Below are 19,775 nucleotides of genomic sequence, written 5' to 3' on the forward strand. Positions count from 1 at the left end.
CAGGCCTGCTTCGCCGCCGCGGCTCGCGCTGCTGATGGACCCGCGCGAAGAGGGCTGGCCTAGCATGGACCTCGTGGGCGAGGCGCTTCTGGAAGGACTCGCCGCACACCCCACCGAGGTCTCCGCCGTCAGCGTGCGTCCGTCGATGCCCTCCGTGGCGCGCCGGCTGCCTCGGCTGGGCACGCGCAACGCGGCCTTCAACGTGGACCGCATGCTCACCCGCTTCGGCCTGTACCCGGGCCACGCGCTGCGCTCGCGCACCCGGTACGACGCGTTCCACGTGGTGGACCACACCTACGCGCAGCTCGTGCACGCGCTACCGGCCGGGCACACCGGCGTCTTCTGCCACGACCTGGACGCATTCCGCTCCGTGCTGGAGCCCGAGCGCGAGCCGCGCCCGGCCTGGTTCCGCCTCATGGCCCGCGCCCAGCTCGCGGGGCTGGAGCGCGCCGCGCTCGTCTTCCACAGCACCCAGGCGGTGCGCTCGGAGCTGCTCGCGCGCGGCGTGGTGGACGCTTCGCGGCTCGTCTGGGCGCCCTACGGCGTGTCCCCGGAGTACCGCCCCGAGCCGGTGCCAGGAGACCGGAGCGAGGAAGTGCTCGCGCCCCTCGGCAGCCGGCCCTATCTGCTGCATGTCGGCAGCGCGATTCCCCGCAAGCGGCTCGACGTGCTCTTCGCCGTCTTCGCCGCGCTTCGCGCCCGCCACCCGGAGCTGCGGCTGGTGCAGCAGGGCGGCACGCTGAACCCCACGCAGCGCGCGCAGATAGAGGCGCTCGGCATCGGTGATGCGCTACTCCAGCCTCCGCGACAGGAGCGGCCCACACTTTCAGGACTCTACCGGCGCGCCCGGGCCGTGCTGGTGACGAGCGAGGCGGAGGGCTTCGGCCTGCCCGTCATCGAGGCCCTCGCGTGCGGCGCGCCCGTGGTGGCCAGCGACCTGCCCGTGCTGCGTGAGGTGGGCGCGGAGACCTGCGCCTGGTGTCCGGTGGGTGAAGTGCCGGCGTGGGTGGACACCGTGGACGCGCTCCTCACCGGAAGCCACCCTCCCCCGCCGCGCGAGGCCCGGCTCGCCCGTGCCGCGCGCTTCACCTGGACCGCGCACGCGCGCACCGTGCTGGATGCGTACCTGCGACTGCTGAGCGGCGCATCGCGAGCAGCACGCCCATCACCGCCAGCACGGTGAGCGCCAACGAGCCTGAGCTCCCGCCCGACGCGCAGGACCAGCCCAGCGGGGAGCGGGGGTCTCCCTCGTCCTCGCCACCATCGGTGCCACCATCCGTGACGCCTGCATCCGTGCCCGTGCCGCCGTCGGACGTCCCACCATCCGAAGAGGTGCCACCGTCGGAGGTGCCGCCATCGGACGTGCCCGCGTCGGTGCCCGCATCCGAACCGGCGTCCGGCTTCGGCGTCACCATGAAGGAACTCGACGACGCGGTGACGGACAGGCCCACGGCGTTGGTGGCGCGCACGGTGACGTAGAAGGGCCCCGCCTGGGCCGGCTGGAACGCGGGAAGCCTGGCGGTGAGCTCGCCGCCCACGAACTCGTAGTGCCGCACTCCGTCGGTCCCCGGGAACATGTCGATGCCCCACTCGTAGGTGAGTGACAGCTCGGAGTCATTGAAGCCCGACCACGTCGCGGTGAGTGCCCCCTCCGGAGAAACCTGAACGGACACCGTGCCCGGGGTGGGCGGAGTGGAGTCCACCGCCACGCTGAAGAGGAAGCCGTCCGTGCCACCGTTGGAGGTGAGGTCTACGCCCGCATTCGCGATGAGCACGTCGGGCGCGTTGGAATGGCCCCCCAACGTCAACCGGCCCTCGCGACCCGCGGCGAGGCTCCGCACCCATTCATCACTCGTGGCGAGCCCACCCACGTAGGACTTCCAGATGACCTCCTCCGCCGCCGGGTTCACCATGGCCGCGAACCCGTCAGAGTTGTTGTTGACGTTCCCGGAGAAGCTGGAGTCGAAGGCGTTGAAGGCGAAGCCCGACTGCGTGGTCGTCCTGCCACCCACGTAGATGTTGCCGTACGGGTCCATGGCGGCATGGCCCTCGGTCCGCTCGGTACCGCTGCTCCCGTCGCCCACGCGAAGACCGACGCCAACCGGGACGCCCTCCGCGCTCAGGTTGAGCACGAAGACGTCCGTGCCGCTGCCGGACACCGGAGCGCTCGTGGAGTCGGTGTTGCCCACGACAGCGACGCCACCGGCCGGCCGCGCCAGCACCGACCTCACCTCGTCATCCCCGCTGCCACCCACGTAACGGAACCAGGAGATGCCGGCATCCACTTCCACCCGCGCGGCGAAGCCGTCGTTGTCTCCCGAGCCGAAGGAATTGAGGATGCCGACGGAGCCACCCGAGTACGTCGACCCGATGATGCCACCCACGAACACCACGTCCCCCCGGGTCGTCACCGAGTACGCGAGGTCGTTCTCGTCGCTCTTGAGCATGCGGGTCCAACGGACGACCGGGTCCCCCGGCGCGGAGACGTCCACCTGGGAGACGAAGGCCTCGAAGGCGCGGAGCCGCTCATTGCTCAGCGCATTGTTCGGAGGAAAGGGGATGGGCGTGTCGTCGGACCTGTTGCCGATGCCATCGTCCCTGCCCGTCTTTCCGACGATGTAGACCAGGCTCGACCCCGGCGGCCCCAGGGCGATGTCGCGAGCCTCGTCATCGAGCGTGCTGCCCAGGTACATGAACCAGTCCAGCGTGCCATCCGCGGTCACTCGCGCGAGGAAGCCGTCCACCCGCCCCAGGAAGCCGTACTGCACGGAGCGCGGGGCCTCCATGCCCGGGGCGACGTTGACGGTCTCCGAGCGCGTCGTGCCCACGACGTACGCCGTGCCGTCGGGCGCCACCACCACGCGCGTGCCGACATCGTCCTCGGAGCCGCCGAAGACGCGGGTCCACCGCAGCGTCTGTCCATCCGCCGAGTAGCGGGCGACGAAGACGTCCTTCTTGCTCGCGGAGGCGGTGGGCAGCCCCGTGTCCCCCGGGAAGGTGCGGGCGTTCGTCCAGCCCGTCACCACGACGTCGCCGTCGAGCGCCAGGGCCACGGACTCAATCTGGTCGTCCTTGTTCGACTCGACGCCGCCGTCCGGCAGCGTCCCGCCGCCGAGGTACGTGTTCCAGGTGACGGAGGGTTGCCAGGCCTGCGCCGCGGCCAGGACGGGCAGCAGCAGGACGAGCGCGAATGAAGAGGACACGGCGGCCACGAGGGCGCCACGGAGCGAGCGCGGGTGCACGGACATCCCTTCCTTCACGGAGACAACAGGTCGAAGCCGAGACCCGTGGACGCGGTCAGCGCGAACTTGCGGTAGTTCTCGTCGGAGACGTTGAAGAGCTCGGCGCCCACGTCCACCAGCGCGGTGAAGCTCGGCCCGAGCCCGAAGCGCGCGCCCACTACCGGCCCGCCGCCGTACGCGGACAGCCCGGGGATGGCCGTGGCTCGCAGCGCCACATGCGGACGGAAGGCACCGTCACCCAGCACGAGCCCCACCTGGAGCCCCGCCGCCACCTGGGTGCCCATCAGCGCGCGCGCGCCTACTTCGAATGCGCCGCTGCCGTACGTCAGCCCGCCGCCCACGCCCACCGACCTGCCCGAGGGGTCCGTGAAGCCGAACACCTCGGGTAGCAGCCGCGAGCGGCCCGACGACGGAGCGGGCTCCTCCGACACCTCGGGCGGCTCCCCGGGAGTCGCCGTGCTGTCCACCTGGGGAGCCTTTGGCTCCGGAGGCGGCCGGCGCTCAGCCACCACGTGTTTGCGGGCCTCGGCGGCCAGCACCACGAACTCGGGCGGGAAGAGGGCGGGGGCCACTGGCTGATCCGGATGGCTGCGTGCCAGCTCCTCCAGCTCGGCGCGAGTCGCCGCCAGCTCGCCGAGCTCGTGCAGGGACGCTGCGAGGTACAGACGCGCGGTGGCCCGCTCGCGCTCGGCGAGGCCCGGAGTCTTCAGCTCCGCCTCCAACGCGCGGCGGGCCTGGGCGTACTCGCCCCGCTCGTACAGCGCGACACCTCGGGACTGCGCCAGGGCCGCCGACGGCAGCAGCCACAGGACGCACAACAGGATGCTCGGCCTCATCTGGCTCTCGATGCGGGGTTCACGGGATGGGCTCGAGCACCACGTGGTGCTCGGTCCGCTCACCGGACAGGATGGTGACGGGGCTGCTGTAGGGCAGGGTGAAGGTGTTGCCACGTACCTCGAGCTTGTGGACGCCCGGGGACAGCTCCAACTGTCGCGTGCGCCCCTGGCTCTGGCCATCCACGAGGACTTCCTTCACGTAGCCCGTCACCTGGAGCGTCAGCACGCCGGGGACGGCGGGCGCGGGCTGGGTCTCCGTGCTGGAGTGGGTGCGGGCACTGGCGCGGCCTTCGCGCGTCGCGCCCACCGCGCGCGCCGGCCGGCGCGTGGGGCGGGCAGGCTCGTCCTCGGAAGCGCGCGACGGCTGCGTGTCCTTCGCCAGGATGGTGGCGGCCAGCACCGGCTTCTGCCCGCCCGCCGCGTGGACGTCGCCCAGGGTGTCCTGGGGCGCGCTGTCCTCGGACGGCCGTGCATCGGACGCGGGCATCTCGAGGCGCGGGGCACGCGGCGCCTCCACCGGCACCGGAGGCGTCGCGGCAGTCGGCGCCATCTCACGCAGCGGCGGCATCGTCGCGGCCGGCTGCGTATCGCGAGACGTCCAGACCCCACCCACCGCGAGCAGGGCGAGCAGCACGGCACCGCCCGCGCCGAACATCACCGCGCGCGAGCGACCCGAGCCGACGGCCGACAGGTCCAGGTCCGTCGCATCCACCGCCAGCAGGTCCGGGGCCGTGGGGGCCGTGGGGGCTGGCGTGGCGCGCCGGGGCCCCGGGGCCGACCCCGGGCGGCGGCCCGGCGGCGCCGCGAAGCGATCGGTGCGCACGCGCGGAGCCGGCGCCGGGACGGCCACGGCCTCCTGGGAGACAGTGGAGGGCGCTCCGCCCCGGGGCTGCTGCGACAATTGCGTGGCGTCGCCGGAGAGCTGCTTGAGGATGACCTTCAGCTCGCGGCGCACGGCCTCCGCCGACGCCGGGCGCTCTTCCGGCGTCTTCGCCAGCAGCCGCATCACCAGCGACTCCAGCTCCGGATTCAGGTCCACGTACTGCGAGGGCAGGGGCGGTGGCGTGCGCACGTGGTGCACGGCGATGGCCATGGGCGAGGGCCCCTCGAAGGGCAGCCGCCGCGTGAGCATCTCGAAGGCGATGACGCCCACCGCGTACAGGTCCGTGTGCGGCCCCACCTGCTGTCCGCAGGCCTGCTCCGGAGCCATGTACTCGGGCGTGCCCACCATCATGCTGGCGCGCGTCTGCGGCGTGGTGCTGTTGGGCGCCTCGGCGCGCTTGGCCAGGCCGAAGTCCAGCACCTTCACGTACTCGTTGCCGCTGCCGTCGCGCACGACGAAGACGTTGCCCGGCTTGAGGTCGCGGTGGATGACGCCCGCCGCGTGGGCCGCGCCCAGCGCGCCCAGCAGGTCGTCCAGCACCGTGACGACCTCCACCTCCAGCATGGGCGCGCGCTGCGCGATGATTTCGTCCAGCGGCGCGCCGTCCAGGTACTCCATGACGAGGTACTGGCCCAGGCCGGGGATGCTGCCGAAGCCGAAGATGTCGATGATGCCGCGGTGGCGGATGGCCGCCGCCGCGCGCGCCTCCGAGGCCAGGTCCCGCGAGCGCGCGCCCTCGGCGAAGTCCGGGCGGAGGATCTTGATGGCCACCTTGCGGCCGATGACGGGGTGCTCGCCCTCGTAGACGATGCCCATGCCGCCCGCGCCGATGCGGCGCTTCACCACGTAGTCGCCGAGCTGCTTGCCCACCAGCACGTCGCGCGCGACGGACTTCTCCCACGAGCCCTCGCCCTCCTCCACGTCCGTGAAGGCCGCGGGAGCCCCCACGACGAGCGGCCGCGCGGTGGCGGGAGTCGGGACAGGCTTGCGCGTGAAGGTGACCTCGTTGTCGTCGAAGTCGTAGGAACCGGCGGACACGGGCTCGGAGGTGTCCCGAGGACAGCGCGTGACACCCGCCGGGTGGGCCGACCCGCAGCGGGGGCACTTACGGAGATTGCTCGTCGTCTCGGTCATCATCGCCCGTCCCGATGCGCGCTGGCCCTCCCCGGCTTGAAGGGTCTCACCTGACCCTTTCCCCTCTGGTCGAACCCACACGCCTTCCCAATGCAACGAAGCCCGGTGCGGGAAGTCGCACGGAATTTTCGAAAATCACGCCGGCCCCCTGGCGGGGCCAGAATGAATTCCCTGTTTCACCCATGGCACAGGGCTGATTCATGGAGCGGCGCTAATTGCGGGAGAGCGGGCGGGCGAGCCGGAGCGGACTCCGCTCCGGGCCGCGCGGCGATGCCTTGACCCACCTGGAGGGGTCTGCTTCGGTCCAGGCCACCGTGCGCATCCTCTTCCTCAACCCGGTGGGCATCCTCGGCGGAGCCGAGCGCGCGCTGCTGGACTTGATGGCGTGCCTGAAGCGGCTGGACGCGGGGCTGTCGCTCCACCTGCTCGCGGGCACGGTGGGGCCGCTGGTGGACGAGGCTCGCGCACTGGGGGTGGAGGCGCGCGCACTGCCATTACCGGAGCGGCTGTCCGCGCTGGGGGACAGCGCGCTGCGCGGGCGGGGGCCGCGAGAGGTCTTGCGCTTCGCATGGGGACTGGCGCCGACGCCGTTGCTGCTCGCGGACTATGGCCGGGCGCTGCGCCGTGAAGTGGCGGCGGTGGGGCCGCACCTGCTGCACTCCAATGGCATCAAGACGCACCTGCTGAGCCCGGTGACGGTGGGCCTGCCGCTGAAGCGGGTGTGGCACATCCACGACTTCCTGGGCGAGCGGCCGCTGGTGCGCCGGGCGATGGGGACACTGGCGCCGCTGGCGGACGCGGCCATCGCCAACTCGGGCGCGGTGGGTGAGGACACGCGCGAGGTGCTGGGCGGAGTGCCCGTGCACGTGGTGCACAACGGCGTGGACGTGGAGCGCTTCTCCCCGGGCCCCGGGGATGGCGCCCGGCTGGACGCGCTGGCCGGACTGCCTCCCGCGCCCGAGGGCACGCTGCGCGTGGGACTGGTGGCCACGTACGCGCGCTGGAAGGGGCATGACGTCTTCCTGGAGGCGGCGGCGAAGTTGATGCGGAAGCACCCCGCCCTGCCCGCGCGCTTCTACCTGGTGGGGGCGCCGTTGTACCGGACGCCCGGCTCGCAGTTCTCCGAGGAGGAATTGCGCGGGCTCATCGAGTCGAGCGGGCTTGGGGGCCGCGCGGGGCTGGTGCCCTTCCAGGCGGAGCCGGCCGCCGTGTACCGCGCGCTGGACGTGTTCGTGCACGCCAGCACGCGGCGCGAGCCGTTCGGACTGACCATCGCGGAGGCGCTGGCCTGCGGGCGGGCAGCGGTCGTCTCACGCGCGAGCGGCGCGGCGGAGGGGCTCACGGATGGCATGGACGCGCTGACCGTGGCTCCGGGAGATATGGGCACGCTGGTGACGGCGCTGGAGTCGCTGCTGGAGGACGGCGCGCGAAGGGCGCGGCTGGGCGAAGCGGCGCGGCGCACGGCGGTGGAGCGGTTCTCCAGAGAGCGGTACGCGCGCGAGGTGCTCGCGGTGTACCGCTCGCTCGTGCCTGGGGCCTAGGGAAGGTTGTCGGGCTGGCTGTCGAAGAACACTACCGCGCGCTCTGCTTCGCCTTCTCCTCGGCGGGCCGGGGCTGCGGGCGGTTGGGCCGGGCGCGCGTCGTCCGCTCTATGAACAGCAGGCCGTCGTAGTGCTCCAGGAAGTGGGCGTTGCTCATCTGGTAGCCCTCGTCCGAGTAGATGGCGCCCGGGTCTCGCGTGCGGTGTGCGCGCCGCCACCACTCCCGCACCGGCCCGGTGGCGGGCACCGCTCGCAGGTCCAGCGCCAGCAGCGGGAGCCCCGCGCTCGCGAGCGTCGCATCCAGGCTGTCCTCCGGCGCCGGCGGCACCGTGAACTCCACCAGGCCCTGACGGCCGGGCTTCGGCGCGTTCGATACGTTGAGGGCCTGGAACGAGCCCTGGTTGAAGGCGAACCCGAAGACATAGAGCCCCTTGCCGAAAACGTCGCCCAGGTGCCGGCCCATCGGGGCATCCGCCCACTCCCCCGCCGAGCGGGCCACGTGGGCATTGTGCGCCCACACCACTGCCTTCGTGCCCGGCCCCTCGTGGTCCAGAATCCAGCGCAGGTTGTCCGCCATCGCCCGGTCCCGCAGCTCGTAGTTCTCCGGGTCCAGCATCGTCTCCACCGCCTGCGTCGCCACCGTGAGGTCCTGCCTCGCCACCGCCGGGTCCTCACGGCTGGAGCGGCGCGTGTACTCCGCGCGCCGGGCTTCGAGACGCCGGGCCACATCTCGCAGCGTGTCCCGCGCCGCCTCCTTCTGTTCCTTCGTCAGCTTCGACGTATCCAGCTCATTCAGCGGGGTCAGCGACGGCTTCACCTGCGCGGCATACGCAGCGTCCACCGTCTCCAGGTACTCGAGCATGCGCGCGGTGGCCACCTTCGCGACCTGCATGTCCACGCCGTAGAACTTCACCTTCTTCTTGTGCGAGGGGTCCTCGTTGTAGCGCCGCATCCAGCGGATGAGCTCCAGCACCTCCTCGGTGTTCCACGTCCAGAAGTACAACCCCGCCAGCGCCAGCGCCGGGTCCCCCTTCCCCGTGAGCACGTACTCGTTGACGGCGCGCGCCTCGGTGAAGTTCGCCTCGATGGCGAACACCGTGAAGCCCAGCTCCGACACGAGGAACTCCAACATGCGGTGCTTGAGCTGGAAGAACTCGCGAGTGCCGTGCGTGGCCTCTCCCAGCGCCACCACGCGCGCGTCCTTCAGCACCGGCGTCAGCTTGCGCAGGTCCTCGAAGCCCGCCCCCGCTTCCACCGACTTCAGCAGCACCCCAGCCCCCTTCACCCACTCCACCGTCGCGCGCCGCTCGTCCGCGGTGGGCAGGCGCTCCAGGCGCACCTCGACGGGCTCCCCCGGCCGGGGCTCCACGCGCATCATCCGAGGTGCGAAGCCCGGCGCGGAGCCGACGAGGCTGTAGTTGCCGGCCCCGAGGAACACCTGGAAGCGCCCCTCCGGGAGCGGCGGCAGGAGGGCCACCTCGTCGAAGGGAATCACGGGCCGCACCACGCGCAGCACCGCGCCGGGAAGAGGCTGGCCCGCCTCGTCCACCACTGCGCCCTTCAGCGTGACGGGAGTCTCGCCTGGGCGCAGCTCCATGGGCGGCACGGCCTTGCCAGCCTCCAGCTCGACGGGCTCGGCGAAGACAACCGTTCCGTCCGCCAGTGACGCGGCGACACCGTACGTGCCGGGCGCCAGCGGCCCCACCTCGAAGCGGCCGTCCGGCCCCGCCTGAACGGTGGCCGCGAGGGCATCCCTGCGCAAATCCCACGACACGTCATGCAGCAGAACGTCCACCTTCGCGCCAGCCGAGGGCGCTCCGTCGCGGTCCAGCACCTGACCGGAGAGCGGCACCTTCTCGGGTTCGGAAGGCCTGGGCTCCGGGGGCGCCGCCTGCGTCGGCTTCGCATTCACGACCTCTGCCCCCGGCGCGGTCGCTGCGTGTGTGACCGCCGCGGGCGGCGACTCCGAGCGAGGCGTCGTGGAACAGCCAACCAGCACTGCAAGCAGCACGAGCGGGGAGCTTCGCACGGGAGTCCTCCTGACGCGGGAAGAGGCGTCAACCATGCTCCGCAATCCTGGAGCCCGGCCAGGAAAACGTCTCCGCGTGGGATGTCTGGCGCAGGCACCCTCCCAAGGCCATGCCTTGACCCGCCCCGGCGGCTCTGGTTCGGTCACACGCGCACCCGAGGTCTCCCACGTGAAGCGGCCACGCAGGCTCGTCACCGTCTCGCATTCCTACGTCGTCACCCTCAACCGCCGGCTCGCCAACGAGCTGGCGCGCGTGGGTGGAGGCGACTGGGACGTCACCGCCGTGGCGCCCCGCTTCTTCCATGGCGACCTGAGCCCCCTCACCCTCCAGCGAGAGCCGGGCGAGCCCGCGCGCGTGGAGGACGTGCGCGCCCTCTTCAGCCGCTCGCTGCACGGCTTCGTGTACGGGCCGGAGTTGCGCGCGCGGCTGTCCGGCGGCGTGGACCTGGTGCACTCGTGGGAAGAGCCCTACGTGCTGGCGGGCCTGGAGGTGGCGCTGCTCACCCCGCGCCGGGTGCCGCTCGTCTTCTGCACGGCGCAGAACCTCTCCAAGCGCTACCCGCCGCCCTTCGCGCAGATGGAGCGCTTCGTCGTCCAGCGCTCCGCGGGCTGGGTGGCCTGGGGCGAGACGGTGAAGGACAACCTCCTCTCCCGTCCCGGCTATGCGCAGCGGCCCGCGCGCTACATCCCCATGGGCGTGGACACCGAGCTGTTCCGCCCGGACCGCGCTTCGGGGGAGACACTCCTGCGTGAGCTCGGGTGGGAAGCCTCGGGGCCGCCCGTGGTGGGCTACCTGGGGCGCTTCGTGCCGGAGAAGGGCGTGCCGCTGCTGATGGAGGCGCTGGAGCGGCTGACCACGCCGTGGCGCGCGCTCTTCGCGGGCGGCGGCCCGCTGGAAGGAGCGTTGCGGGCCTGGGGCGCGCGTCACGGGGACAAGGTGCGCGTCGTCACCGGCGTGCCGCATACCGGTGTGCCGCGCGTGCTCAACGCCATGGACATGCTGTGCGCGCCCAGTCAGACGGCACCGAAGTGGAAGGAGCAGTTCGGCCGCATGCTCGCGGAGGGCTTCGCCTGCGGAGTGCCCGTGCTCGGCAGTGACTCCGGTGAGGTGCCGCGCACCGTCGGCGATGCCGGCCTCGTGCTGCCCGAGGCGTCCCCGCACGCGTGGACCGAAGCGCTCGCCGGACTGCTGGAGAGTCCGGAGCGCCGCCGCGAGTGGTCCGCACGAGGCAGGGAGCGCGCCGTCACCCGCTTCGCCTGGCCGGTGGTGGCGCGCTCGCACCTCGACTTCTTCACGGAAGCGATGGACGCGCGATAGCGGTGCCTCAGCCCTCGCGGTCCACCACGTCCACAATCGCGGCGGCCATGCCATCCCACGTCTGCGCGCGCAGCGACTCGGACAGCGCGGCCACGTGAGGCGCCCAGGTCGCCTCACTCTCCCGCCACGCCTCCAGCCGCAGCACCAGCCCGTCCACGTCGTCCGGGTCGTCCAGCAGCAGTCCTTGCAGCGCGGCCGGGTAGCGCTCCGCCACGCCCGCCGTGCGGCTCACCAGCGCGGGCAGCCCCGCGCACAGCGCCTCGTGCACGCCCAGCCCGTAGGCCTCGTACCGCGTGGGCGCCACCAGCAGGTCCGCAGCGGACAGCAGCACGGGCACGTCCTTGCGGAACCCCAGGAACTGGATGCGCTCACCCAGCCCCTTCGCCTGCGCCTCGCGCTCCCACGCCTCGCGCTGCGCGCCCACGCCCACCACCTTGAGGTCCACGCCCCAGTCCCCGCGCGCGCACAGCCGCGCCCACGCATGGAACAACGTGTCGAAGCCCTTGCGCCGGTCTCCCAGCGCGCCCACGAACAGCGCCACCCGGCGCGACTCCGGCCAGCCCAGCGCCGCCCGTGCCGCGCGCCGCTCCTCGGGCGAGGCGGGCCGGAAGCGCTCCGGGTCTCCACCGTAGTAGACGACGCGCACCTTCGACTCCGGCACGCCCGTGGCCGCCACCAGGTCCGCGCGGGTGCGCTCCGAGTTGGCGATGATGACCCGCGCGCGCCGCAGCGCCTCGCGCTCCCCGCGCAGGTAGAGCCGGTGACTCAGCTGCCCCTTGAGCCGGCGCAGCGCGCCGCCCACGGGCTCGGAGACATAGGCCCCGTGGACGTAGTGCACCCAGTTGGCACCGGGCACCGGACAGTTGCCACCGTTGGCCAGCACGCGCCCGCCCTCGGCGCGGGTGCGCAGCGCCCACGCGCGGCCCACCACGTCCAGCAGCGGCTCGCCCAGGAGATACGCGTTGCCCGGCTTGGGCACGCGCACGAAGCGCACGTTGGAGTAGCCGAGCAATTCGTCCGCCACCCGGTGCGCCACCAGCCGCACCGGGCCGCCCTGCTTCGCCAGCCAGAGCGCCAGCGCCAGGTTGGCGCGATCCATGCCACCGGTGGCGACGAAGTCACCGGCGATGAGCGTGTACGGTCTTCGCATGTGCCATGGCGCCGAAGAGCGCCGCGTTGAGCAGCCAGAACTCCATGCCCGTCTGGCTCAGGAAGAAGGCGTAGCTGAAGGTCAGCGCCAGGGCGCCCAGGTTGTACGCGAAGATGACGCTGCCCCACAGCCAGAACTCGTCGCCCGTGTCGTCCTTCCGCCGCGCGACGCGGAACACCCACCACAGCGTGGCCAGCATCGCCAGCGGGTAGAGCGCCACCACCAAAAAGCCGCCGTCGTAGACCCAGGCCGTCCACTGCACCTCGGCCCACAGCGACGGGTACTCCGGGTCGCTGTTGTCACCGAAGTACGCGTTGGCCATGCCGTAGCGGCCCAGGCCCGCGCCCAGGGGAAACTCTGGCAGCAGGTGCTCGAAGGTCCGCGTCACGAAGCCACCGCGGTTCTTCTGGTAGACGTCCTCGGGCCGGCCCTCGAGCAGGGTGCTCCAGCGCGCCGTCACCGCGTCACCGCCCACCGTCACCGCCCAGGCGAAGGCACCCACGCCCGCGCCGCCCACCACCGCCAGCAGCGCCACCATCCGCACCAGTCGGCCGCTGAGCGCGAGCACGCACGCCATCGCCAGCAGGCACACCCCCAGCGTGACGAAGGTGGCGCGCACCTGGCAGAGGTAGACGCAGAGCAGCCCCATCAGGATGCCGCCCGCGGCCAGCACGCGCACCAGCCCGCGCCGGGACGACAGCAGGAAACCGCCGCCCAGCAGCACGGCATAGAAGCCACCCGTGGCCGCGCCGCCCGGCGTGTCCGTCAGGCCCATGGGACGGAACACGCGCTCGCCGCTCGCCGTCTCGAACTCAAGGCTGCGCACGTAGCCTTCGCCCAGGCCCTGCACCACCTGCGACACCGGCGGCTGGAAGCGGCCGGGGAAGTACACCTGCAGCACGCCCACCGTCGCGCTCGCCACGTTGAAGAGGAAGAGCAGCGCCAGCGTGCTGCGGAACGTCTTCCCGTCGATGGACAGCCGCGTCACCCACAACAGCGGCGCGATGATGGAGAGCTGGATGCCCAGTTGCACCAGGCCCGCCAGCGGACTCGACGTACCGGGGTGGAAGAAGTTGAGCGCGGTGACGGCCATGGCGCCCAGGATGAAGGGCAGCGCCGGGTGCTTGAGGCTCCGGCCCCGCACGAGCACCAGCAGCAGCAGGCTGACGCCGAAGGCCAGGATGCGCACCACCACGCGCAGCGGCGCAATCGCCGGCACCAGCAGCGCCAACTGGCAGGCCATGAGCAGGCCGATGAAGAGCGGCACCAGCTTCCCCGACGCGAGCAGTCCTCCGCGAACGGGAGTCGGAGCCGCCGCCGTCTCCGAGGCGGCGGACTCCACTCGTGCGCCGGGCGCCAGGGCCTCCAGCGGAGCCCCCGGTGCGCGGCGCACGTACCGGCGTCGCAGCACACCCGGGCCCTGCAACTGCGGCCTCACCACGCCGGGCGCCATCGGCGGACGCGGGCTCCTCATGATGCGCGCAGCCCTCCGGCGACGACGTCGCGCAGGGCCTCGTCCAGGTTGCGCAGGTAGACGGACGGGTCACACAGCTTCGCCGCGCGAGCCGGCCCCGCCGCGCCCAGCCGCTGGCGCACCTCTGGATGCTCGATGAGCTTGCGCAGCTCCGTGGCCAGGGGCGCCGGCCGGGGCGGCACGAGCACGCCACACGAGTAGTCGACGATTTCCAGGGGCCCGCCCATGGCCGTGGTGACGACGGGCAGCCCGGCCTGCAGGGCCTCCACGAAGGCGATGCCGAACGGCTCCGCGGAGACATTGGGCTGGCAGTGGATGTCCGCGGCCCGCAGCAACTGGGGCACGTCCGAGCGCTGCCCGAGGAAGCTCACCCGGTCCGTCAGCCCCAGCCCTTCGGCCTGGGCCTTCAGCCCGGCGAGGTAGGTCTCCTCCTCCGGACGCTGCGCGCCACCGGCCACCCAGGCCCGCCAGCCCGGCACCTGGCGCAGCCGCCCGAGCGCCTCCAGCAAGAGCCGCTGTCCCTTCCACTCCTGCATGCGGCTGGTCTGGACGATGACGACGTCACCGTCGCCCGCGCCCAGCTCCGCGCGCAACAGGGCCCGGCCCTCGGTGTCCGTCCGCGCCGGCGCGAGCACCGGGCAGTAGGCCAGGCGCGAGCGCGCATGGGGATAGACGGCGGCCAGCGTCCCCGCCGAGTAGCGGCTGTTGGTGATGACCAGGTCCGGCGCGGTGACACGCGCCCAGCGCTCCAGCCAGTGCCGGCCATTCAGCGCGTCGTGCTGGTAGAAGACGAGCGGCACACCGGCCGCGCGCGCCACCGGGCCGAACAGCGCCTGCGGCCAGATGGCATGGCAGAGGACGGCGTCGTAGCGCTCGCGCTTGAGCAGCTCCCGAAGCGCCACCCGCGCGCGCCACACCGTCCACGGGCGGCCCACCCGCGCCTCGCCCAGCAGGTGCAGCTCCGCGCCCGTCTCGCGCAGCTCGGCGGCCAGCCGGCCCTCGAAGCAGAGCGCGAAGGCGTGCGTCAGCCCGGGCTGGCGCCCCTGCTCCCGCGCCACGGTGTGGAGGAAGGTCTCCACGCCGCCGTAGAGGTTGCCGCTGTAGACATGAAGCACGCGCATGGGACGCCTCACGCCCTTCCCGCGGCGGCGCGCTGCGTGACGGGGGCTTCCGCCTCCACCACCGGCGCGGGCCGCCCGAGCGCTTCCGCGTACAGCGACAGGCTGCGCATGGCCATGACGTCATGACCGAACTCGGCCGCCGCCCGCTCGCGCGCCGCGTGGCCCAGCCGCTTCGCGAAGCCCGGGTCCTCCACCAGCCGCCGCGCGGCGATGGCCAGCGCCGGCGCGTCACCCACCGGCACCGTGAGCCCCGTCTCCTCGTGGCGGCTCACCCACGGCACGCCCGAGTGCGGAATCGCGGTGTTGAGCACCGGCAGCCCGCTGGCCATGGCCTCCACCTGCGACAGGCCATACGCCTCGCTGCGCGCGTTGCTCGGGAACCACAGCGCGGTGGCCGCGCGGTAGGCGCCGGTGAGCGCGTCCGGCGGAAGGTAGCCCGCCCACGTCACCCGGTCCTCCACACCCAGCGCCCGCGCCCGCTCCCGGCCTTCCGCCTCCAGCGGCCCCTGGCCGACCACCACCAGCCGGCCCGGCACTCGCGAGAGCGCCTCCAGCGCGGTGAACAGCCCCTTGTAGTAGACGAGCCGGCCCACCATCAGCCACAGCGGGCCGCCCGAGGCCTGGGCTCGCCAGCGGGTCTCCGCCGCCAGCGCCTCGGCGGACGGCTGCAGGTACGGCGTCAGGTCGATGCCCAGCGGCAGCGCGCGCACCCGGCTCCGGAAGGTGCGCAGCAGCGGCGAGCCCGGCACGTACGCCTCGCTGGTGGCCAGCACCCGCCGGGCGCGCGCGTACAGCAGCGCCTCGAAGGGACGGAAGAGCGCGCCCGCCACCCGCTGGCGGATGACGTCGCTGTGGTGGGTGATGAAGAGGGGCGGCAGCCGGGGCGCCACGTCCAGCGCCAGCAGCATGCTGGGGTTGGGCGTGTGCAGGTGCAGCACGTCCACGCCCCGCGCCAGCGCGCGCCGCAGCACGCCCGGCAAATCCGGCATCACGTCCATGCGCGCCACGGAGGCCGCGCGGCCCAGGCGCACCACGCGCACCGGCCCGTCCCAGTCCTCGCGCGTGGGGCTGCGGCCGTGGAACTCGTGGCTGGTGCCCGCGCCGTCCGCCGAGTGGTTGGCGCACAGCACCTCCACCTGCGCGCCCAGCTCCGCCTGGGCCCGCGCCAGCGTCTGCACGTGGCCTTCCATGCCGCCGGAGGCGGGCGGATAGAACTTGCCCAGGTGGAGGACCCGCAGGCCCGCCCCGGCTGACGGCCCGCTCACGACTGGGCCACCCCGTCCTTGGACTCCTCGGCGTACTGCCCGTAGCCCTGGTAGGCCAGGTACGAGTCCCCGTAGCGCGGCGCCTTCAGGTCCACGTCGTTGAGGACGGCGCCGTACATGCGCGCCTGCACGTCCGCCAGCGAGCGCAACGCGCGCCGCGCCGACTCCCGGTTCGTCTTCCCCGCCTTCAGCACCAGCACCACGCCGTCCGCCTGCGTGGCCAGCACCGCCGCGTCCGCCACCGCGTTGATGGGCGGGCTGTCCAGGATGACGCGGTCGAAGCGCTCGGCCATCGACTTGAGCAGGTCCGCGAAGGCCTGCGTGTGCAACAGCTCCGCCGGGTTGGGCGGCAGCGGGCCGCACGGCAACACGAAGAGGCCGGGCACCTCCGTGCTCTTCACCGCCTTCTCCAGCGTGCCCTCCCCCACCACCAGCGAGGAGATGCCCATTTCGTTGGGCACCCCGAAGGCGCGGTGCAGCCGCGGCCGGCGCATGTCCGTGTCCAGCAGCAGCACCCGGTTGCCACTCTGCGCCATGGCCACGCCCAGGTTGATGCACGTGGTGGACTTGCCCTCCTGCGGGCCGCTGGACGTCACCACCAGCGTCTTGAAGGGCTTGTCCGGCGACATGAAGAGCAGGTTCGTCCGGATGGCCCGGCAGCACTCCGCCACCGACGACTTCGGCTCGCGGTGCACGTGCAAATCCCTGTCACGCGGCGCCTTGTTGCCTTCGATGCGCGGCACCACGCCGAGGAAGGCCAGCCCCAGCCGCTCCTCCACGTCCGCCTGCGTGGCCACGCTGTTCTCCAGCATCTCCAGCAGGAAGGCCATGCCCAGGCCCGCCAGCAGCCCCATCACCAGGCCCAGCGCCAGGTTGCGCTGCACGTTGGGCTTCACCGGCCCGTAGATGGGCCGGGCCGGGTCCAGCACGCGCACGTTGCTGGTGCGCAACAGGCCCGACAGCTCGATGTCCTTGAGGCGCTTGGCCACCAGCTCGTACAGGCGCTGGTTGCTGTCCGAGTCGCGCTTGAGCCGGTCGAACTCGATGGCCTTCTTGTTCACCACGAAGGCCTCGGCCTTGGCCGTGTCCAGCAGGCGCACCAGGTTCTTCTCCTGCGCCACCGCCTCCGCGAGCGACGTCTCCGCCGCGCGCACGATGTTGCTCAGGCTCTTGAGGAAGTCCTCGCGCACCACCGACAGCTTGCGGCTGCACTCCAGGAGCTTCGGGTGCTCGGGGAGGTAGCGCTCGCCCAGCTCCGCGCAGTTGACGCGCAGCTCGGTGTAGCTGCGCTTGAGGTCCTGGATGGGGCCCTCGTTCATCCCCGTGAGCGCCTCCGCCCAGGTCTCGTCCTCGGGCGACGCCTTGCGCAGCTTGCTGATGGCCTCCACGCGCGCCTGCTGGGCCGCAATCTGGATGCGCACCTCGGTCAGCTTGAGGTTGTACGAGTTGATGCGCTCGCTGACGATGCTCATCCGCGACTCGAGCGACGTGGACAGCATGTCCGCGTCCTTCTTGAAGTCGTAGACGGCCATCTCGCTGGTCTTGGACTTGGACTCCAGGTCGGCCAGCCGGCCTTCCAGCCAGGTCCGCGCGTCCTCGGTGATGCGCAGCTTGAGGGCCAGGTTCTCCGCCATGTACGCGGAGGCGACCTCGTTGGCCAGGAGCGCCGCGCGCTTCGGGTCCAGGTCATCCACCGCGATGTCCATGACGCGCGAGTCCTTCGCCGGCACCACGCGGATGCGCGACTGGAGCGCCGCCACCGCGTCCGTGGACTGCATGGCCTGCACGCGCAGCTTCTCGTCCTGCACCTGGGAGAGGCCCAGGAAGTCCGCGTCCATCGCCAGGCCCAGCTTGTCCACCACCCGGCTCGCCACCGCGCGCGAGGTGATGATTTCGCTCTGCGTGGCGTAGTACTCCTTGTTGAACCAGTAGTTGCTGCGCTCCTCGCCCATGACCTCCTTCACTTCCCCGTCGAGGAAGCGAGGCGCCATCACGTCGATGATGAGCGAGGTGCTGGCCGAGTAGACCTTGGGCTGACGCAGCGTGTACGCGGCCGACAGCGCCGCCACCACCACCGCCACGCCGAGCACGACCCACTTGCGCCGCCACAGCGCGCGCACGTGCTGCATCATGCCCGCGGGCGTCAGGGCACCGGCACCACCGCCGGCCGGGTCGAACACGGTTCCGTCCACGTCTCGTCTCTCCTGGAATGCCTCTGCAGCGGCCCGGCCCGAGGGGCCTCCGCCCGACCTTCACCCACACGAAAAAAGCGCCGTCGAGCGTGCCGGTTCCACGCCGGGTTGTCCATCGTTCCACCGTCGCCTGGACGCCCTCCATCCATTCATCTTCCAGGCCCGCACGTCCCAAGACGCGCGCGTCCTGGCGCCCTGTGCTACTCACCGCCGCGTGAATTCCTCGCTCTCCTTCGTCCTGCCCTACTCGCCCCGCAACGCCGACACCGCCGCACGCTTCGCGCGGGAACTGTCACGGCATGCCGAGGTGGTGCTGGCGGGCGAGGGCCCCGTGGAGGTGGACTCCCACCCGCGCCTGCACGTGCTCGCCGTGCAGGGAGGCAAGGGAGCGGCCATCCGCGCCGCGCTGTCCCGGGTGACGGGCGCGGTGACGGTGCTGCAGGACCCGGACACCGACTGGTCGCCGGAGGTGTACGACACGCTGGTGGGCCCCATCCGCGCGGACACCGCGGACGCCGTGTTCGGCCGCCGCACCTTCCAGGGCCTGGGCCAGGGACTGGCGCCCGAACAGCTCGCGGACCGGGCCCTGGGACACGTCACCCGCTTCGTCACCGACGTGGCGCTGGCGGACCCGCTCACCGGCCTGCGCGCCTTCCGCACGGACGCGCTGCGCTCCGTCACCCTCACCAGCGACGACGACGCGGTGGACGCGGAGCTGGTGGTGAAGCTGGCCGCGCAGCTCTTCCGCCTCACCGAGGTGGACCTGCCGCCCACGCCGGTGGTGCCGCGCCGCCCGCGCGCCGCCCAGCACCTGTCCCGGCTGCGCACCCTCTTGCGCTACGCCACCGTGCGCGACGACGCCGACAACCAGCACGAGGGCTACACCACGCTGGAGCGCATGGACGGCGCCACCCACTACAACCAGTGGCTGGCCCGCCGCTTCCGCGAGCACCTGGGCCGCCGCGTGCTGGAGATTGGCTCGGGCATCGGCACGATTACGCGCGAGCTGGAGTCGGGCCTCGAGCTGCTCATCGCGCTGGAGGTGGACCGCTTCTACGTGGACCGCCTGAAGAACCTCTTCCGCGGCAAGCCCCACGTGCGCCCCTACCTGTCCGACGTGGCGCTGGCGGACTGGGAGTCCCTCAAGGCCGAGCAGCTGGACACCATCGTCCTCTCCAACGTGCTGGAGCACATCCCCGACGACGGCTCGGCGGTGCGGCGCTTCCGGCAGATTCTCTCCCCCGGCGGCCGGGTGGTCATCCTCGTCCCCGCGCTGCCGCAGTTGTTCGGCGCCATCGACGAGGCGGTGGGCCACCACCGCCGCTACACGCCCGCCACGCTGCGCGCGGTGCTGGAGGAGAATGGCTTCGCGGTGGAGAAGCTGGAGTGGATGAACCTGGTCGGCATGCCCGGCTGGTTCGTCAACAGCCGCCTGCTTCGCCGCCGCTCGGTGCCCAAGCTCCAGCTCAAGCTGTACGACACGCTGGCGCCCCTCTTCGCCCAGGCGGAGTCCCACGTGAAGCTGCCGGTGGGCATGAGCCTCTTCGCCGTGGCCCGCGTCACCGGGAGCGACGCGTGATGGAGCCGCGT

General features: G+C 72.2%; 13 protein-coding genes. 4 read left to right on the plus strand and 9 right to left on the minus strand.

What is annotated here, in order from left to right; genetic code table 11:
- The first annotated feature begins 34 nt into the window (after window positions 1-34).
- The gene (locus tag OV427_RS13705) at window positions 35-1,183 is read left to right on the plus strand and encodes a glycosyltransferase (protein ID WP_267863421.1); all 1,149 of its coding nucleotides are present in this window, start codon (window positions 35-37) and stop codon (window positions 1,181-1,183) included.
- Here the strand turns inward: OV427_RS13705 and OV427_RS13710 are convergent.
- The 3 genes from OV427_RS13710 to OV427_RS13720 are packed head-to-tail and all read right to left on the minus strand — an operon-like array spanning window position 1,086 to window position 5,999.
- Window positions 1,086-3,248: a hypothetical protein gene (locus tag OV427_RS13710; RefSeq protein ID WP_267856540.1), complete on the minus strand. Its 2,163-nt coding sequence runs from the start codon at window positions 3,246-3,248 to the stop codon at window positions 1,086-1,088. The two genes, OV427_RS13705 and OV427_RS13710, sit on opposite strands and share 98 nt — an antisense overlap.
- Window positions 3,249-3,256: 8 nt before the next feature.
- Window positions 3,257-4,078 carry a tetratricopeptide repeat protein gene (locus OV427_RS13715; protein ID WP_267856541.1) on the minus strand — a complete coding sequence of 274 codons (822 nt, stop codon included), beginning with the start codon at window positions 4,076-4,078 and terminating at the stop codon, window positions 3,257-3,259.
- 19 nt (window positions 4,079-4,097) lie between these two features.
- The gene (locus tag OV427_RS13720) at window positions 4,098-5,999 is read right to left on the minus strand and encodes a serine/threonine protein kinase (protein ID WP_267856542.1); all 1,902 of its coding nucleotides are present in this window, start codon (window positions 5,997-5,999) and stop codon (window positions 4,098-4,100) included.
- Between the two features lie 410 nt (window positions 6,000-6,409).
- On the opposite strand from OV427_RS13720, the gene OV427_RS13725 reads away from it, so the two are divergent.
- Complete coding sequence (locus OV427_RS13725) at window positions 6,410-7,636, plus strand: glycosyltransferase family 4 protein (RefSeq protein WP_267863422.1); 1,227 nt, start codon at window positions 6,410-6,412, stop codon at window positions 7,634-7,636.
- Between the two features lie 31 nt (window positions 7,637-7,667).
- Here OV427_RS13725 and OV427_RS13730 read toward each other — a convergent pair whose 3' ends face one another.
- Window positions 7,668-9,548: an erythromycin esterase family protein gene (locus tag OV427_RS13730; protein ID WP_267856543.1), complete on the minus strand. Its 1,881-nt coding sequence runs from the start codon at window positions 9,546-9,548 to the stop codon at window positions 7,668-7,670.
- 286 nt (window positions 9,549-9,834) lie between these two features.
- On the opposite strand from OV427_RS13730, the gene OV427_RS13735 reads away from it, so the two are divergent.
- The gene (locus OV427_RS13735) at window positions 9,835-10,983 is read left to right on the plus strand and encodes a glycosyltransferase family 4 protein (protein WP_267856544.1); all 1,149 of its coding nucleotides are present in this window, start codon (window positions 9,835-9,837) and stop codon (window positions 10,981-10,983) included.
- A gap of 7 nt (window positions 10,984-10,990) precedes the next feature.
- On the opposite strand, the gene OV427_RS13740 is transcribed toward OV427_RS13735, so the two are convergent.
- From OV427_RS13740 to OV427_RS13760, 5 genes are read right to left on the minus strand one after another with little or no spacing between them, the layout of a single operon-like run.
- Window positions 10,991-12,133, minus strand: coding sequence for a glycosyltransferase family 4 protein (locus OV427_RS13740; protein WP_267856545.1), 1,143 nt, complete (start codon window positions 12,131-12,133; stop codon window positions 10,991-10,993).
- Window positions 12,102-13,607: a hypothetical protein gene (locus tag OV427_RS13745; RefSeq protein ID WP_267856546.1), complete on the minus strand. Its 1,506-nt coding sequence runs from the start codon at window positions 13,605-13,607 to the stop codon at window positions 12,102-12,104. Before OV427_RS13745 ends, OV427_RS13740 begins: the two co-directional genes overlap by 32 nt.
- A complete protein-coding gene (locus tag OV427_RS13750; protein WP_267856547.1) occupies window positions 13,604-14,728 on the minus strand; it encodes a glycosyltransferase in 1,125 nt (374 codons plus the stop codon). The genes OV427_RS13745 and OV427_RS13750 overlap by 4 nt, the downstream gene beginning before the upstream one ends.
- 8 nt (window positions 14,729-14,736) lie before the next feature.
- The gene (locus tag OV427_RS13755) at window positions 14,737-15,993 is read right to left on the minus strand and encodes a glycosyltransferase (protein WP_267856548.1); all 1,257 of its coding nucleotides are present in this window, start codon (window positions 15,991-15,993) and stop codon (window positions 14,737-14,739) included.
- On the minus strand, window positions 15,990-18,185 hold the full coding sequence (locus tag OV427_RS13760) for a GumC family protein (protein WP_267856549.1): 2,196 nt from the start codon (window positions 18,183-18,185) through the stop codon (window positions 15,990-15,992). The genes OV427_RS13755 and OV427_RS13760 overlap by 4 nt, the downstream gene beginning before the upstream one ends.
- Window positions 18,186-18,399: 214 nt before the next feature.
- On the opposite strand from OV427_RS13760, the gene OV427_RS13765 reads away from it, so the two are divergent.
- Window positions 18,400-19,764, plus strand: coding sequence for a bifunctional glycosyltransferase/class I SAM-dependent methyltransferase (locus OV427_RS13765; RefSeq protein WP_267856550.1), 1,365 nt, complete (start codon window positions 18,400-18,402; stop codon window positions 19,762-19,764).
- Window positions 19,765-19,775 lie beyond the last annotated feature (11 nt).

Origin of the sequence: Pyxidicoccus sp. MSG2 (genome assembly GCF_026626705.1) — a bacterium.
In the GTDB taxonomy this organism is placed as follows: domain Bacteria; phylum Myxococcota; class Myxococcia; order Myxococcales; family Myxococcaceae; genus Myxococcus.

Excerpts from the sequence above, each read along its gene's own strand:
- OV427_RS13705 (WP_267863421.1), top strand. The coding sequence starts at position 35 with ATGGACCCGCGCGAAGAGGGCTGGCCTAGCATGGACCTCGTGGGCGAG.
- OV427_RS13750 (WP_267856547.1), bottom strand. The coding sequence starts at position 14,728 with ATGCGCGTGCTTCATGTCTACAGCGGCAACCTCTACGGCGGCGTGGAG.
- OV427_RS13745 (WP_267856546.1), bottom strand. The coding sequence starts at position 13,607 with ATGAGGAGCCCGCGTCCGCCGATGGCGCCCGGCGTGGTGAGGCCGCAG.
- OV427_RS13710 (WP_267856540.1), bottom strand. The coding sequence starts at position 3,248 with ATGTCCGTGCACCCGCGCTCGCTCCGTGGCGCCCTCGTGGCCGCCGTG.
- OV427_RS13740 (WP_267856545.1), bottom strand. The coding sequence starts at position 12,133 with ATGCGAAGACCGTACACGCTCATCGCCGGTGACTTCGTCGCCACCGGT.
- OV427_RS13715 (WP_267856541.1), bottom strand. The coding sequence starts at position 4,078 with ATGAGGCCGAGCATCCTGTTGTGCGTCCTGTGGCTGCTGCCGTCGGCG.